The sequence below is a fragment of the Varibaculum prostatecancerukia genome, assembly GCF_943169825.2.
In the GTDB taxonomy this organism is placed as follows: domain Bacteria; phylum Actinomycetota; class Actinomycetes; order Actinomycetales; family Actinomycetaceae; genus Varibaculum; species Varibaculum prostatecancerukia.
This window is the reverse complement of sequence record NZ_OW968402.1, coordinates 1,385,500-1,400,747: the sequence shown is the minus strand read 5'-3', so window position 1 is coordinate 1,400,747 and position 15,248 is coordinate 1,385,500. Positions and strand designations below refer to the sequence as shown.

The window sequence follows — 15,248 nt, the reverse complement described above, 5'->3', positions numbered from 1 at the left end:
ATAGCTATAAGACTGGGGGCGGGAACATGGCTTCATGTTCCCGCCCCCAGTCTTTGGTTTTAGCTTTGATGAGGCTATTCGGTTACTACTGTCCCCTTGGGTACTACGGTGATCCCGCCCTCGGAAACTGTGAATCCGCGTTCGCGGTCTTTATCGTGATCGACCCCGATCTGAACGCCTTCGGCCACACGCACATTCTTATCCAAGATGGCATTGTGGATCACCGCGGAGCGTTCCACATCGACGCCATTCATCAGCACAGAGCCATCTACAGAGGCGAAGGAGTGCAGATGCACCATGGGCGAGAGCATGGAGCGTTCCACGCGCGCACCGGAAATGATTACCCCCGGAGAAACAATCGAATCCAGAGCCATACCCCGGCGATTCTCATCGCTAAAAGTGCTCTTAGCAGGGGGCAGCCACGCATCTAGTTTCGTGTAGGTTGGCCAGTCAAAGTTATAGAGGTTGAACACCGGAGACACCGACAACAGGTCTAGGTGCGCTTCGTAGAAGGCATCAATAGTACCCACGTCTCGCCAGTAGTCGCGGTCACGGTCGGTAGCGCCCGGAACCACATTTTCAATAAAGTCATAGCAGTTCACCCCGCCATGCTCTACGAAGTAAGGAACCAGATCCCCACCCATATCGTGCTTAGAATCTTCATTGTTAGCGTCCGCTTCTAGCGCTGCCACTAGATCTTTAGTGGTGAATACGTAGTTGCCCATCGAGGCCAAGAACTTTGTGGGGTCATCGGGAAGACCCTCGCAGGTTTCGGGTTTTTCAATGAAGCGATTAATCGTTCCGTTGGTTTGGTCAATGACCCCAAAAGCACTAGAAAGCTCAATCGGTTGCCGAATCCCAGCAACCGTACAAGGCAATCCAGATTTAATATGGTCATCGACCATTTGAGAAAAGTCCATGCGGTAGATATTGTCCGCCCCGATAATCAGGATGTACTCCGGATTTTCATCACGCACAATGTTTAGTGATTGGTAGACTGCGTCGGCGCTGCCCCGGTACCAGTGTTTGCCCCGCCGCTGCTGAGCGGGTACCGGTGCCACGTAGTTGCCCAGTAAATCGGACATCTTCCAAGTGGTCGCCAAATGGCGGTCCAGAGAATGCGATTTGTACTGAGTGAGCACTACCGAGCGTAGATACCCGGAGTTCACCACATTGGAAAGCGCGAAATCAATCAAACGATAAGTGCCCCCGAAGGGAACCGCAGGTTTCGCCCTATCTAAAGTAAGGGGCATCAGGCGCTTGCCTTCGCCACCAGCCAGAATCATTGCTAATACGTTATTTTTTGCCATATGGCCAGCATATGCCAACCCCTAGTGCTCGCGCGGGGATTTGAGAAGGATTAACGAAGTAGTCGTAGTTCGCTCACCCAATATTCAAAAACAGAGACTGGTTTTCTCTATCTACTCAGCCCCAGATTCCCCGGTCAAGACCTGGTGGCGTCAGGGGTCAGTACAAGCCAGAAAAATCCCCGCAAAGGCAGGCGGTTTTATCCAGGCGTTGACCATCTCTCGATGCGGGTAAAAAGCGTTAAAAACGGCTGAATTCCGCTTTTAGCAGCAAAAATGTGCATGCGCCCTATATAGGAAGTGTCGGGAAAAGTTCTCGGCTGAAACCTTAGATAAGGAGCGAAAAATGAATAAGGAAGAAGTAACCGGTAAGTACCTGGACTTCATTAACGACCCCAAGAACGACGAGAGCAATAAAGAGATTATTGCTTATCTAAAGTGGGCGGGGGAAGTTATCGAGAAGGAAATGACAGGGGAGGACCCTGATCTCCCGAAAATCCAGCATCCCTTATATTTTCGGTATTCCAGTTACTTTAAGGGACTACTGTTTTTCACCCGCGATTGTCTGGTGCGCGAAGAAAATCCCCCTATGTATCGAGAATACCTGGGGGAGGAGCACGCCGAATGGGAGGAATCCTATGCGGATAAAGAGGTCGCGGCGATAGTCAGGGGTCTTTTTAACGAAATCTTCCATATCGATGGGGGAATCGGAAACGCAGGAGGTGAAGTTATCGAAATGTTTTACCAGCAAAACCCGGAAGAATGCCTGCGAGCCTGCCTTAAACTTTGCGCCCGGATCCTGGTGGTATTCCTCTATATCGGGGTTCTGCGGCAGATAGAAGAAGAAGTCGCCCTCATCGAGGAACTTGGCCCCAAGTACCTAGGGATGAAACGCGATGGGAGCGGGAACGGCAAAGGCGGAGTTCTAGTAAGCGCCGGACCAAAATGGTGGTTCGACCCCTACAACGGACAAAGCCTAGAAGTCATAAACCGGTTAAGGCAAGGAAAAGAAATAACCGATGAATGGATCTGGGAACAGGTAATAAAGAATGGTTACGACAAAGACCCCCTGTACCGCTACTACTATATGAAAAGGGGCGAAAAAACTGGTAACGCCGGAATGCGCCTGGCTAAAAATAGACTCGAAGGGGTAAATCCTAACAAGAAACGGAAATAACCCGCTTTGTCAGGAATGTTTGGGCGCGGGGCGGCAGCGAAGGATTTTTCGTTCCTGCCCCGCGCCCCCGCGATTCCACTAGTCTGGTAAATAACAGCAATCTCAAAGGTCACCTAAGAAAGGATCCCCAAAATGCGTGTTGATTTATTGAGCCGCGAGTATCCGCCTCATGTTTATGGCGGTGCCGGAGTCCATGTCACTGAGCTGGCAAAGGTGCTGGCAGAGAGAATCGATGTGGGAGTGCATTGCTTTGACGGTCCGCGTCCCGATGATGGCGGGAAGATCCGGGTTACCGGATATGACTATTGCGCCGAACAAGACGGAGCCAATGCCGCCCTACGTACCCTAGGGATTGACCTACAGATGGCGCAGCATTGCGATCAGGCTGATCTAGTCCATTCCCACACCTGGTATGCGAATATGGCCGGTCACTGGGCAAAGAATCTTTACGAAGTCCCGCATGTAGTGACCGCTCACTCCCTAGAGCCTCTGCGTCCTTGGAAACGCGAACAACTAGGCGGCGGGTATAACCTCTCATCCTGGGCAGAAAAAACCGCTTACTTGGCAGCCGATGCGGTGGTGGGGGTTTCTCACGGGATGAAGGATGATATTTTGCGTGCCTACCCCCAGATAGATCCGGATAAAGTCCACGTTATCCATAATGGTCTGGATTTAACTGATTGGGCGCTTCCTACCGATCAGGAAGCGGTTGCCCAAACCCTGGCTAAATACGGGATTAACCCCGAGATACCGACTGTGGTTTTCGTAGGCCGGATAACTAGGCAAAAGGGTCTGCCTCACTTCTTGCAGGCAATCGAACAGATTCCGGCAGATTCGCAGGTAGTGCTGTGTGCTGGGGCTCCAGATACCCCGGAGATTGAAAAAGAAGTTCGCGGATTGGTAGAGGGTCTATCTGCCCGGCGCAGCGGAATCATTTGGATTGAAGAAATGCTTCCGCACGATCAGCTAGTAAATATCTTGTCGGCAGCACATGTATTTGTTACTCCCTCGATTTACGAACCGATGGGGATAGTAAATCTGGAGGCTGCCGCCATGGAGCTGCCGGTAGTGGGTACCGCTACCGGGGGGATTCCCGATTGCATTGCAGAGGGCGAAACCGGATATTTAGTACCGATTGAACAGCTATCTGACGGTAGTGGCACCCCCACGAATCCAGATAAATTCCATCGGGATATGGCCGAGCGGATTACCGCCCTGCTGGAGAATCCCGAGCTGGCCAAGAAAATGGGTAAAGCCGGACGCAAACGGGTAGAAGAAAAATTCTCTTGGCAGACAGTCGCAGATAAAACTGTGGAACTGTACCGCTCCCTCTTATAAGACAAATAGGCAGCTAGAAAGGTAATAGCTGCGGCGGGGGCTAGCACTTTGGGGAAGATGCTCGCCCCCGCCACTTATCTGCAGGCACACTGGTTAAGATGGGAAATATGGATACTCTGCTCCGATTGCAACACGTCAGTTTTTTGCGTGGGGGAAACCCCATTCTTCAGGATGTTTCCTTCCAATCCCAACTTGGAGAGAACTGGGTAATCCTCGGTCCCAATGGAGCGGGAAAAACCACTCTGATATCTATCTTGGCGGCTCGTAACTATCCCTCTAGTGGAGAAGCAGAAATCTTAGGGCAACGACTGGGAGCGGTACCGGTCCAACAACTACATGAACGGGTAGGACTATGTTCTTCGGCGGTGCTACGAGTGATTCCCGGATCGCAGACCGTGAAGGCGCTGATTCTTTCGGCCGCTTATGGCACTATGGTGCGTGGGCGTGACCAAGATTTTGAAGATATCGACTATCAGCGCCGAGCAAACCTGATGGAACTATTCGGGGTAGCGTCTTTGCAAGACCGCAGGTTATCCACGTTGTCCGATGGAGAACGCCAGCGGGTACTGATTGCCCGCGCCCTCATGGCTGACCCGGAAATCTTGATATTGGATGAACCGGTAGCGGGGGTGGATCTGCAGGCTCGCGAACTTTTATTGTCCGCCCTGGATGAACTCAGCTCGGATCCAAAATCACCACAGATCGTGATGGTTACCCATCATTTAGAGGAAATACCGGCATCTTTTAATCGCGCCGCCCTGATGAAGGAAGGAAGAATCATGGCTAGCGGTGAGATTGACCAGGTGCTGACCAGTGAGAATCTTTCAGAAGCGTTTAGTTTGCCGCTTAAATGCGGTCGCAGCGACGATAGGCGTTGGTGGGCGCACGCCAAGTAACTACCCCAGCGGGAACTAATGATTTAATACCCCAAAATAACGATAAGAAGTAAGGAAGAATCGTGGACTCAGCGCAAGAGGATGTACTACAAAAGATTGCGGAACTGGGAGTAAAGTTCATTCGCCTCTGGTTTACCGATGTGTCTGGCTCTCTAAAGTCGGTCGCGATTGACCCCGCCGAATTAGAGGACGCCTTCAACGAGGGAATCGGCTTTGATGGTTCCGCGATTGAAGGCTTTACCCGGGTTTACGAATCCGATATGTTGCTGCGCCCCGATGCCTCCACTTTCCAAATCTTGCCCTGGCGGGGCGATGACGGGGAAGTTGGACGCATGTTTTGCGATGTCTATACCCCGGATCTACAGCCGGCACGTTCCGATCCCCGCCGGGTACTAGAGCGGCAACTGGAGCGTGCCGCCGATCTCGGTTTCACTTTTAATATTCACCCCGAAATTGAGTTTTACCTGCTAGAACCGCCTACTTCCTTAGATGAGCCGCTGCGCCCTATCGATAATGCCTCCTACTTCGATCACGTTCCCAATGGTGGGGACAACTCTTTTCGCCGCCGAGCAGTGGCGATGCTGGAAGAAATGGGAATCTCGGTAGAGTTTTCGCATCATGAAAATGGTCCGGGGCAAAACGAAATCGACCTGCGGGCCTCCGATGCCCTGACCGGCTCCGATAACATTATGACTTTCCGGATCCTGATTGAAGAGATCGCGATGCAGGACCATATGGTGGCCACTTTTATGCCCAAGCCCATGGCAGGTGAGGCCGGCAGTGGAATGCATACCCATATGTCACTTTTCGAGGGCGAACACAACGCCTTTTACGATGCCTCTAGCGATATTTATCAGCTCTCGGCTACTGGACAGGCCTTTACCGCCGGTTTGCTTGCCCATGCCCGCGAATACTCGGCAGTAGTAAACCAACACGTGAATTCCTATAAACGGCTATGGGGAGGCTCGGAGGCACCCTCCTATATTTGTTGGGGACACAATAACCGCTCGGCGTTGGTACGGGTGCCGCTCTATAAACCAGAAAAAGCCGGTGATGCCCGTATCGAATATCGCGGTACGGACCCGGCAGCTAATCCCTATTTAGCCTATGCATCCTTGCTGGCTGCTGGGCTAGATGGAATTGAAAAAGAAATGAAGCTGCCCCTAGAAACCGAGGACGACGTCTGGCGGCTATCGGATCAAGAGCGGCGCGCCCAAGGAATCCCTGCGCTGCCGCTGACCCTAGAAGAAGCTATCTTAGAGCTGCGTGAATCCGAGTTCATGGCGCAAGTGCTGGGTGAAGAAGTTTTCGCCTATGTACTGCGGAATAAAGATCGTGAATGGCGCGAATACTCGGCGCAAATCACGCGGGGAGAACTGGCGAAGTTCTTGCGAGTATAGTCATGGCCAGGAAAGTTACTCTAGCTTCGCGCCTGCGCTCTAGCGGGGTTACCGAAGTTGCGCGCGCGGAAAGCTGGGTAAGCTCCCCGGTTTTCGCCCCACTGGTGCAAAATGAGGATTTTTGGCGGGAGCTATCTGCTTCTGCCCATCCTGACCAGGTATTACTGTGTTTAATGAACCTTTTAGAGGCCGGGGAGAACACCGGAAAGTACCTGGTAGATAATCCTCGCCAGCGTGCCCTCGCAATAGCTATTTGCGGAGTTTCTCGTTTTGCTGGCGACTATCTAGTTAGTCATCCCCAGATTTTGTCACAGCTTCAGGCTGCAGAACCAGAGGCCTATTGGGATGGTAAACGCTATCTTGTTTCCCAAGAACTAGATCTAGTTGCGCGCTACCGCACCCGGGTGCGCCAAGAAATTTTGCAGGCTGTCCACGCCCAAGAAATCCGGGAAGATATCTGGCTAGCCAAGGATCGCAACCTCAATGACCTGCGGTGCGCCTATCGCGCTCACCTATTACAAATAATCGCCGAGGACGCTTCCCACCCCGATCCGCTAGCCTTCTTTTCGGTAGTGGCCGGCAAACTTAGCGCCCTTACCGATGCAACTTTAGAGGGCGCCCTCGCCCTAGCACGCGCAAAATATGACCCGGCTGGCGAGGTAGATTTCGCGGTGATTGCCCTAGGTAAAACCGGGGCGGGGGAACTTAACTATCACAGCGATATTGACCTGATTTATGTCGCGGAGCCCAGCCCGGAAAGTAGCCTAAGTGAAGGCGAAGCCCTGAAAGTAGCTTCGCGTCTAGCGATCGGAATTTCTAAGGTCTGCTGCGGGCCGGGAATCGAAATGCCCCTATGGCCAATAGATTTAGCTCTGCGTCCGGAAGGACAAGATGGAGCCACCTGCCGTACCGTAGCCGCGCACGCCAAGTATTACCAAAAGTGGGCGAAAACCTGGGAATTTCAGGCGCTTTTGAAGGCGCGCCCTGCAGCTGGATCTTCCCGGGTAGGAAAAGCCTATATGCAGGCAGTATGGCCTTTAGTATGGACAGCAGTGGAGCGGGAAGGGTTCTTTACTGACACCCGGGCGATGCGGATTCGGGTAGAAGAATCAATCCCCGGTCCCAAAGCTGGCCGGGAACTAAAACTAGGTCCTGGGGGTTTGCGCGACATAGAGTTTTCGGTGCAGCTGATGCAAATGGTGCATGGGCGCACTGATGAAAGCCTGCATGTGCGGCCTACCTTGCAAGCCTTAGATGCCCTGGCTCAGGGCGGATATATCGGCCGGGACTCCGCGCGGAAACTGGCGGATGCCTACCGTTTCTTGCGGGTAGTGGAACATCGAATGCAAATGCAACGAATGGCGCGCACCCACCTGTTCCCCCAAAACCCCGAAGACGAACGCCGGGTAGGTAGGTCACTCGGTGTAGAACGTTTTGGGAAAAGCGGGGAACTCACTAACTATTGGGAAAAACTAAAACCCCAAATCCGCGCCCTACAACAAGATATTTTTTATCGTCCCCTGCTTCCGGCAACCGCGGGGCTCTCCAAAGAGGAAGCTGCCCTGAATCCGCAGGCCGCAGCCGATCGCCTCCGGCTCGCCGGATACCGGGACACTCGCGGAGCCCTCGGGCATATTACGGCTTTGACCGCGGGGGTATCTCGCCGGTCCCAAATTCAACGCCATATTTTGCCGGTGCTGCTCGGCTGGCTGGCAGAAGGGCCTTCCCCCGATGCCGGTCTGCTGCGTTTTCGCCGACTATCGGAGTCTATCGGGAATTCCCACTGGTATATGGGACTGCTGCGGGATTCTTCCCGGGTTGCCCACCGTTTATGCACCATCTTGTCACTCAGTCCCTATATCGCGGAACGCCTGGAACATGTACCGGAAGCAGTCCAGTGGCTAGACGACGATAAAAAGCTGGCTACCCGCAGTTTTAAGCAACTTTATACGGAGATGGAGGCACTTTCCCGGCGTCACCTGGACACCAGTGCCGCAGTGGATCTGATCCGTCAAGCTCGCGGGCGCGAATTGTTGCGCTGCGCCCTAAGGGATGTAATCAATCATTTAGACCCCATTTCTTCCCAGGCAGCGATCAGCGATATTAACGACGCAACTATCGCCGCAGTCAGTCAAGTGATAATGCGGGAAATTGCAGCACACGAGGAGGCTGTACCGCGTATTGTCCTGGTCGCGATGGGACGTGGGGGAGGACGCGAATCCGCCTATGCTTCCGACGCCGATCTTTTAGTGGTACATTCTCCGTTACTTGATCCGCAATTGTGTGCCCCGGGAGCGGTAGAAAATGTGCCTGCTCCGATCTTGGGGAATGCCCCGCAAACTGCCTCTTTGCGGACTAACGCGAAACTACCTGCCCCCGAGGCTTCCCGGATTGCTGTCCTGTTCGCTACTCGTCTGCAAGAAGAAATGAACCGACCAGCGGCAGCGCCCAGTTTAAAAGTCGACTACGGCCTGCGTCCCGAGGGCGAGGACGGGGTAATTTCTCGTTCCCTAGACGCCTTGCGCGACTACTATGAACGCTGGGCGGAACCTTGGGAGCTGCAGGCGCTGCTGCGGGCGCGCGCCTTTTGGGGCGACCAGGATTTAATGGAGCGTTTTACCAAAACCATAGATCCACTGCGCTATGAGCGTCCCATTAGCGAGGGCGAAACTCGCCAGATTCGCCTACTTAAAGCACGCATGGAAAACGAACGAGTTCCCGGAGGTCAAGACGCATCCCTGCACGTGAAACTGGGGCCAGGGGGACTGAGCGATGTAGAATGGGTAGCCCAATTGCTGCAGATGCAAGGGGCAGCTTCCTGCCCGGATCTGCGAGTAACTGGTACTTTGCAAGCTTTGGCAGTGGCTGCCCGGCAAGGAATGCTATCGGATTCCGGCCGCAGCGCCCTGGAGCAAGCCTGGATGTTAGGATGCCGGATCCGCTGCGGAAATGTGCTGGTAACTAACCGGGTGAGCGGTAATAAATTGGACTATTTGCCTACTGCAGCTGCCCCTGCCCACGCTTTGGCGCGCCTGCTGGGGTATCCGCCAGATAAAGAGAACGATTTGCGGGAAGATTATTTACGTCGGGCGCGTCGCGCCCGGACAGTTATGGAGAGAGTCTTTTACAACTCCTAAGAAAGGGAACTATGAAACTGGTTTTGATGAGACACGGGCAAACTAGCGCGAATATTACTGGCGCGCTGGATACTGCTGAGCCGGGTGCCCCGCTTAACCAGGAGGGACAGCGACAGGCACATGCGGCGGTAAAAACTTGGGAGCAACTCGGCTTGCCCGACCCTCAGCTAATTGTGACCTCGAATCTGATTCGTACCCACCAGACCGCCCGACCTTTAGAGGAATATTTTGGCCTCACTCGGATACAAAGCGGTAAAGCTAATGAGGTGCAGGCAGGGGATCTAGAAATGGCTACCGATATGGCCTCGGTAGAAAAATATGTGAGCACTATTGGAGCCTGGATGCAGGGGGATACCCAGGTGCGAATGGAAGGCGGGGAGAGCGGCGCGGAAACTCTGACGCGTTTTAACCGGGTGGTGGCAGCGGCAGCCGACCAGGTGGGCGCGGATGGTTGTGCAGTGATAGTGGCTCATGGCGCGATCATCCGCTACTGGTCCTATATGAGCACTCCGGAGATTACTTTTGCGCTGGCGGCCACCAAACCGGTTTCAAATGCTTCACTATCAGTTTTTGAGGGCGAGCCGGGGAACTTCTCAGCTAAAATTTGGTCTTCGCGTCCCGTAGGGGAATGGGAAGTTGACGAGAGTGTAACTGAACTGCGTCCCTCGAAGGCACTACTAGATAAAGTGCTGGGCACACCTGAAGAAAAATCTGATTAAACGCTACTTTTAGCGTTGAAATGGCTGCTCAAGGCCAAGGGTAACCTTTGGCGATTATTTTCCGCGGAACATCCGGCGATTCATTTTTGCTTTTGCCGGATCCACCCCGCCAGGTAGACGATAGGCTTTGCTTTGCAAAGATTGCAGACGCTGCCCCACAATCGGAACCTCGTCCTTACTAATCTCTTTCTTCAAGCGGTTAATGGTTTTCAGTAGCTTCCCGATGGGAACCTGATTCTTTCCCTGCCCCGACTGGATTTTATGGATAGGTACCGAGGGTGCGACCCGGCGACATTTGCGCTCTTGGTCGCTCAGCAGCTCGGCAACCCGCGAGGCGGGGCCTTCGGAAATAAGAACAATCCCTGGCCGTCCAACCAGGCGGTACACCAAATCTTGCCTGCGGTTGATAGCTACCGGCTCTTGCTCAACAATCCAGCCGCGTTTAATAGAACGCAAAACCGCGTAAACATTGCCTTTAACTCCCTCGAGCTGCTTATACATGGCGCTATTAGCCAGACGCGTTAGCAGGGTGGTGGCCAGCAACATCCCGAGCGAGAGTCCGACAATTACGTAAAAGATGCTGCGCCCGATGCTGAAGGGAACCAGGATGCAGATTATTAGCACTATCAGAGGTACTGCCAATAAGGCAGCCAGCATAGCCCAGCCAATCCAGGGATAGCTGCGTTTAGTTACGCGGTAAACATCCGCGATGTTGTTCCACCAGTGCTTTTTCTTCTGCGGGTTATTTTGTGTAGCCATGATGTTCTAAGCCTATCGAAAAAATGCGTAAATCGTATATTGAGACATTATCCCCAGGCAGTGATTAAGGAACATGAAACTGGCGGCTGTGGAAAATCAGGTGACAAAGACCTAAAAGGGGAGTTGGGTGAAGGTATGGAAACAAAATGCGCCCTAAAAGTAGCTGGAGATCCGGGGGGATACCGGCAAAGTAAAATCGAAGAACAGTCAGGTAAAAACTGGGTGGCAGTTCCAGTAACTGAGGAACTTCTGCCAGTTTTACAATTGATAGTGCCGCGCGGGAAGACTTCTTTTCCCTGCCCGCATCTGATTAAGGATGAGCATGGGGAAAACTGGTTAGTGCGTCCATTTATGTGCCTAAGTGCGACTGGATCAAAAAATCTAGAAAAACCGCGGATACTTGCCAGCGGGTCAAGGACAGTATTCCCCAAGAGGGGTCAGAGCTTAAAACTAGCGGCTGAACCTGCGCTAAAATCGCGAGCAAAGCAGCGAAGCGGGATCGATAATACTGCTTTAGTTAACGATGCTTTTCAGCTATCCCCAAAAGGGACAAACAATACTTCAACTGCCACCCCAGGAAAAATCAAAGCTATTGATCGCCCGCCACAGGCAGCTGGTAAACCAAAAAATCCGGGGATGGCGTCGCTGGTGAGCAGGAAAACTCCAGCTTTTACGGACTGCAGCTTTCCGGCTCCCGCTTCCTCGTTCGCTCCTCGCATAGAGAAAGAAAAACCTGCCCCCGCGCCCCCTCCAAAAGGGATCTATTCCCAGCCAGATAAATTTTCTGCGCCAGAGGAAGCGGTCGCGGCATCAGCTGAAACCTATTTAGCCAAACCGGCCTGGGAAAGGTTAAAAGCTAAAGCCACTAAGCATAAGACTGCAGATTTAGATGAGGCATCGGGAACAGCTGATATAGAGATTTTTACCCAGCCCCCTGCCGCCTGGAAACTATGGGTGCGCCGGCTGCTCCCTGCGGCATCGATCGCGCTACTAGCTGCGGGATCTTGGCAACTGGCGGGCGGTTTATAAAAACACGCGCGAAAAGGGCCTCGCCAAGCTGGCAACTAGCAAATAGGGACGGCAGCCACAGAGCCGCTAGGCGTCGCGGAGTGCCCCTCGGCGCAGTCAGCAAGGTGAGAAACGCTAGCGGCTATTTCTCAGTGTCGGCTGTGATCTCTTTTGAGGATTCCTCGTCTTTAGAGGTATCTTCCACGCTTTCCCAGGGAACCGGGTTACCGGCGGCATCCTCGTAGGTTTCCTCTTCCTCATTCCAGTACACCGGGTTACCTTGCTTGTCCAGGTAGGTTTGGGAAGCATAGTCATAGTCGATGGGATTTCCCTCGGTGTCAGTACGCCGATACCATTCGGTCATCTCGGGAGTAGTGTAATCAAAATCTGCGCCGGCGCCCTCGCCCTCTTTCGTGGGCACCACTACGATCTTGAAATCATCTCCGTAACTCTTCAGTCCCCCAATTACCGCTTTGGAGAGGGCAGAACGCTCAAAGTTACGCCTAATGGTGAAAGGATCGCGAGATAGATCTCGCAGCAACGCAAAAATCATCCCCGCTATGATAATCGCGAAAGGTAGAGAAGCCACGATAATCAAGTTCTGCATCCCCTGTAGGGCATCTTGTCCCCCTACCAGCATCCCGACTACCGCGATACCGGCCAGGCACAGTCCCCAAAATACGGTGATTTTACGGTCGGGAACTGGTTTGCCTTGTTGTGAAAGCGAACCCATTACCACCGAGGCAGAATCTGCGGAGGTAATAAAGAAAATCGCCAAACAAAACATGGCCACTAAAGAAGTAATTTTTGTTAGCGGTAGTTGCTGCAAAAGGGCAAATAACATCACTTCTGCGCCTTCCTGCAAAGGCATATCCGCTCCATGAATCTGCAGATACATGGTGGTTCCCCCGTAAATACAAAATGAAATCAGGCAAACCAAGGTGGGAGCCAGTAAAACTCCAGTCACAAATTGGCGCAGAGTGCGCCCGCGAGAAATCCGGGCGATAAATAGTCCCACGAACGGAGACCAGGAGATCCACCAAGCCCAATAGAAAACCGTCCAGGTAGAAGCAAACTCGCCGGCCTGCGGTCCGTAGGAGGGGGAGGTCGCCAGTAATCCGAATAGGTCAGAAAGATAGTTCATCAAGGTGGAAGGCACCAGATTCAAGATGAATACCGTGGGGCCGGCCAAGAAAATAAAGGCCATTAAGCAAAAAGCCAAGCCCATATTGATATTGGACAGCAGCCGGATTCCGCGGGAAATCCCGGAAACCGCTGAAGCAATAAAAGCCGCGGTCAGCACAGAAATAATGATTATTAAGCCCGCGTTACCGATCCTGCCTATCCCGGAAACTAATTCGATGCCCCGCCTAATCTGCATGCCGCCCATCCCCAGGGAAGCGCAGGTGCCGAACAAGGTAGCGGTAATCGCCAGCATATCGATTACTTGCCCAATCCCACCCTGGGAAAATTTATGACCCAGTAAGGGTGCGAAAACCGAGGAGATTAGGGGTACCCGTCCCCGCCGGTAGGTGCCGTAGGCAATCGCACATCCCACCAGGGCATAAATTGCCCAAGCATTTAATCCCCAATGCAGCATAGTTTGCGACATCGCATCATTTAAGGCCTGATAGGTTCCGGGTTTAGCGCTGGAGTGAGGAGCGGGGTTGGTGAAGTAGATCATTGGTTCGTAGGGGCCGAAAAATAGCAGACCAATTCCCATCCCCGCGCTAAACATCATGGCTATCCAAGAGCCATAAGAGTATTCCGGTTCTTCGTTATCGCGTCCCAAAGGAATATTTCCATAGCGGGAAAGTCCCACAAACAGCATAAACAGTAAAATCACTGCGGCCAGGATTGAGAATAACCATCCGGTATTATCTACTACCCACTGCAATGCCACATCAGAAACAGTGCGCAGGGAATCGGTAGAAATTATCCCCCAAAGGATGAAAGCTAATACCAAAGCCCCGGTACACAAGAACACCACTTTATCGGTGCGGTATTTGATGATCTGTTCATCAATCGCGATTCCGCGAACCAGTCCCGGGTGCATGCCGTGTGGGTAAGGTACTTTATGCAGCAAATGTTGGGTTTGCTCCCGGGCAATCTGGGTTCCCCGTCGCCAAGCACTGGCATGTGCCGGAGCGTTTGTACTTGGACTGTCGCTAGTGCCATCTGCGACACTCGCGTCCTCACCTAAAACAGCAGATTTGGGTGTCGAAGAATCTTCTAGTTCGGCAGAAACTTTATTTGCGAGAGCTTGCCGTAAATGTTGAGTGCGGGAAGCTACTATTTGCGCTCGTTCGGGATCGCTCTGCTCGAGGTGGGAAATCCGGCGATCGTATTTGTCTAAGAGGACGCGTAATTCTTCGCCACGCCCGCGGCGTCTGCGCTGGCGAAACCTATTTTTCTTGGAGGGATCCTGTTCTGATGGCGTCGGTTTTTGCTGATTATTCTTCGTCATACTTATTCACGATACTTAGTTATTATTATCTATCTTTGGGAACTGAACCGTTACCAGGGTACCCCTCGAGCGGGCTGAAGTCAGTTTTGCTATTGCCCAGCAGCCTTTAGACCGGCAACTAGGGAGGTGCGAATTTCCTCCATCGTGTTGGTTACCCCGGTGGGATTAGAAGGCAACATTAAGGTTTGGGTATTGGAAGACTTGGCTACCTCGGCCAAAGTGTCAAAATACTGGGTCATTAGTAAAATCTGTTGCGCCTGGTCACCGATACCGGCATCGCGTAAAGATTCGTATTGCTCTACCAGTCCTTCTACGATGGCGCGGCGCTGCAAAGCGATACCTTCACCCTGGAGGCGTTTCGATTCTGCATCCGCTTCCGCCTGTTTCACCAGCTTGATTTTATCGGCTTCGGCTAGCTGGATCGCAGCTTCCCGTTCCCGCTGGGCAGCGTTAATAGAGTTCATAGAATCCCGCACCCGTTTATCCGGGTTAATGTCAGTTACCAGCGAGTTCACGATTCTGAAACCGTAACGCGCCATCTGTTCACCCAAAGAAATCTCAATTTCTTGGGCAATGGTGTCTTTGGAAGAGAAAGCTTCATCTAGGTTCAACTGGGAAAGGGAAGAACGTACCCGGTCAAAAACATAGGAGGTAATCTGTTGGGCAGGGTTAGCTAGGGAATAGAACGAGGCCGCCGAGTCTTGCACCTGGAACTGCACCGAAACTGGAATGGCTACGAACACGTTGTCCTTAGTTTTGGTTTCTACCACCAGATCCAGCTGTTGGATACGCCGTTCTACGATCTTGGCGATGCGGTCAATAACTGGAATCTTGATGTTTAGCCCGGGAGTGCATACCCGGCGATATTTTCCAAAACGCTCGATGATTGCTTCAGTTTGCTGCTTTACGATAAAAATCGCGGAGAACAAGAAATATCCAATAAAAAATAGCAGCAGTAAAAATACGATCATGCTGCTACCTAAAATACCCATCATCTGTAACTCCTCTAGAGATAATCCTGACTTGGTTGATATTTAGAG

At 52.5% G+C, this 15,248-nt stretch carries 11 protein-coding genes; 7 read left to right on the top strand and 4 right to left on the bottom strand.

Going from position 1 to position 15,248, the window contains the following annotated elements; translation table 11 throughout:
- Positions 1-74: 74 nt before the first annotated feature.
- A complete protein-coding gene (locus KO216_RS06105) occupies positions 75-1,310 on the bottom strand; it encodes a glucose-1-phosphate adenylyltransferase (protein WP_215523364.1) in 1,236 nt (411 codons plus the stop codon).
- A 343-nt stretch (positions 1,311-1,653) separates the two neighbouring features.
- On the opposite strand from KO216_RS06105, the gene KO216_RS06100 reads away from it, so the two are divergent.
- The 6 genes from KO216_RS06100 (at position 1,654) to KO216_RS06075 (ending at position 9,974) form a co-directional block, all read left to right on the top strand.
- The gene (locus tag KO216_RS06100) at positions 1,654-2,484 is read left to right on the top strand and encodes a hypothetical protein (RefSeq protein WP_215523363.1); all 831 of its coding nucleotides are present in this window, start codon (positions 1,654-1,656) and stop codon (positions 2,482-2,484) included.
- A gap of 132 nt (positions 2,485-2,616) precedes the next feature.
- A complete protein-coding gene (glgA, locus tag KO216_RS06095) occupies positions 2,617-3,822 on the top strand; it encodes a glycogen synthase (RefSeq protein ID WP_215523362.1) in 1,206 nt (401 codons plus the stop codon).
- Positions 3,823-3,929: 107 nt separating this feature from the next.
- Positions 3,930-4,718, top strand: coding sequence for an ABC transporter ATP-binding protein (locus tag KO216_RS06090; RefSeq protein ID WP_215523361.1), 789 nt, complete (start codon positions 3,930-3,932; stop codon positions 4,716-4,718).
- 62 nt (positions 4,719-4,780) lie between these two features.
- Positions 4,781-6,118, top strand: coding sequence for a glutamine synthetase family protein (locus KO216_RS06085; RefSeq protein WP_215523360.1), 1,338 nt, complete (start codon positions 4,781-4,783; stop codon positions 6,116-6,118).
- Positions 6,119-6,120: 2 nt separating this feature from the next.
- Entirely contained in the window at positions 6,121-9,255 is a 3,135-nt protein-coding gene (locus KO216_RS06080) for a bifunctional [glutamine synthetase] adenylyltransferase/[glutamine synthetase]-adenylyl-L-tyrosine phosphorylase (RefSeq protein WP_215523359.1), read from the top strand.
- Positions 9,256-9,266: 11 nt separating this feature from the next.
- Complete coding sequence (locus tag KO216_RS06075) at positions 9,267-9,974, top strand: histidine phosphatase family protein (RefSeq protein WP_215523358.1); 708 nt, start codon at positions 9,267-9,269, stop codon at positions 9,972-9,974.
- Positions 9,975-10,028: 54 nt separating this feature from the next.
- Here KO216_RS06075 and KO216_RS06070 read toward each other — a convergent pair whose 3' ends face one another.
- The gene (locus KO216_RS06070) at positions 10,029-10,733 is read right to left on the bottom strand and encodes a DUF4191 domain-containing protein (protein ID WP_215523357.1); all 705 of its coding nucleotides are present in this window, start codon (positions 10,731-10,733) and stop codon (positions 10,029-10,031) included.
- A gap of 39 nt (positions 10,734-10,772) precedes the next feature.
- On the opposite strand from KO216_RS06070, the gene KO216_RS06065 reads away from it, so the two are divergent.
- The gene (locus KO216_RS06065; RefSeq protein WP_215523356.1) at positions 10,773-11,762 is read left to right on the top strand and encodes a hypothetical protein; all 990 of its coding nucleotides are present in this window, start codon (positions 10,773-10,775) and stop codon (positions 11,760-11,762) included.
- Positions 11,763-11,883: 121 nt separating this feature from the next.
- Here the strand turns inward: KO216_RS06065 and KO216_RS06060 are convergent, their stop codons facing one another.
- Together KO216_RS06060 and KO216_RS06055 are read right to left on the bottom strand one after the other, a co-directional pair.
- The gene (locus KO216_RS06060) at positions 11,884-14,208 is read right to left on the bottom strand and encodes a BCCT family transporter (RefSeq protein WP_215523355.1); all 2,325 of its coding nucleotides are present in this window, start codon (positions 14,206-14,208) and stop codon (positions 11,884-11,886) included.
- An 89-nt stretch (positions 14,209-14,297) separates the two neighbouring features.
- On the bottom strand, positions 14,298-15,203 hold the full coding sequence (locus KO216_RS06055) for an SPFH domain-containing protein (protein WP_215523354.1): 906 nt from the start codon (positions 15,201-15,203) through the stop codon (positions 14,298-14,300).
- Positions 15,204-15,248: the final 45 nt, after the last annotated feature.

Bases quoted from the DNA above. Each gene is read 5' to 3' on its own strand.
- KO216_RS06105 (WP_215523364.1), bottom strand. From the start codon at position 1,310: ATGGCAAAAAATAACGTATTAGCAATGATTCTGGCTGGTGGCGAAGGC.
- KO216_RS06100 (WP_215523363.1), top strand. From the start codon at position 1,654: ATGAATAAGGAAGAAGTAACCGGTAAGTACCTGGACTTCATTAACGAC.
- glgA (WP_215523362.1), top strand. From the start codon at position 2,617: ATGCGTGTTGATTTATTGAGCCGCGAGTATCCGCCTCATGTTTATGGC.
- KO216_RS06090 (WP_215523361.1), top strand. From the start codon at position 3,930: ATGGATACTCTGCTCCGATTGCAACACGTCAGTTTTTTGCGTGGGGGA.
- KO216_RS06080 (WP_215523359.1), top strand. From the start codon at position 6,121: ATGGCCAGGAAAGTTACTCTAGCTTCGCGCCTGCGCTCTAGCGGGGTT.
- KO216_RS06075 (WP_215523358.1), top strand. From the start codon at position 9,267: ATGAAACTGGTTTTGATGAGACACGGGCAAACTAGCGCGAATATTACT.
- KO216_RS06070 (WP_215523357.1), bottom strand. From the start codon at position 10,733: ATGGCTACACAAAATAACCCGCAGAAGAAAAAGCACTGGTGGAACAAC.
- KO216_RS06060 (WP_215523355.1), bottom strand. From the start codon at position 14,208: ATGACGAAGAATAATCAGCAAAAACCGACGCCATCAGAACAGGATCCC.
- KO216_RS06055 (WP_215523354.1), bottom strand. From the start codon at position 15,203: ATGATGGGTATTTTAGGTAGCAGCATGATCGTATTTTTACTGCTGCTA.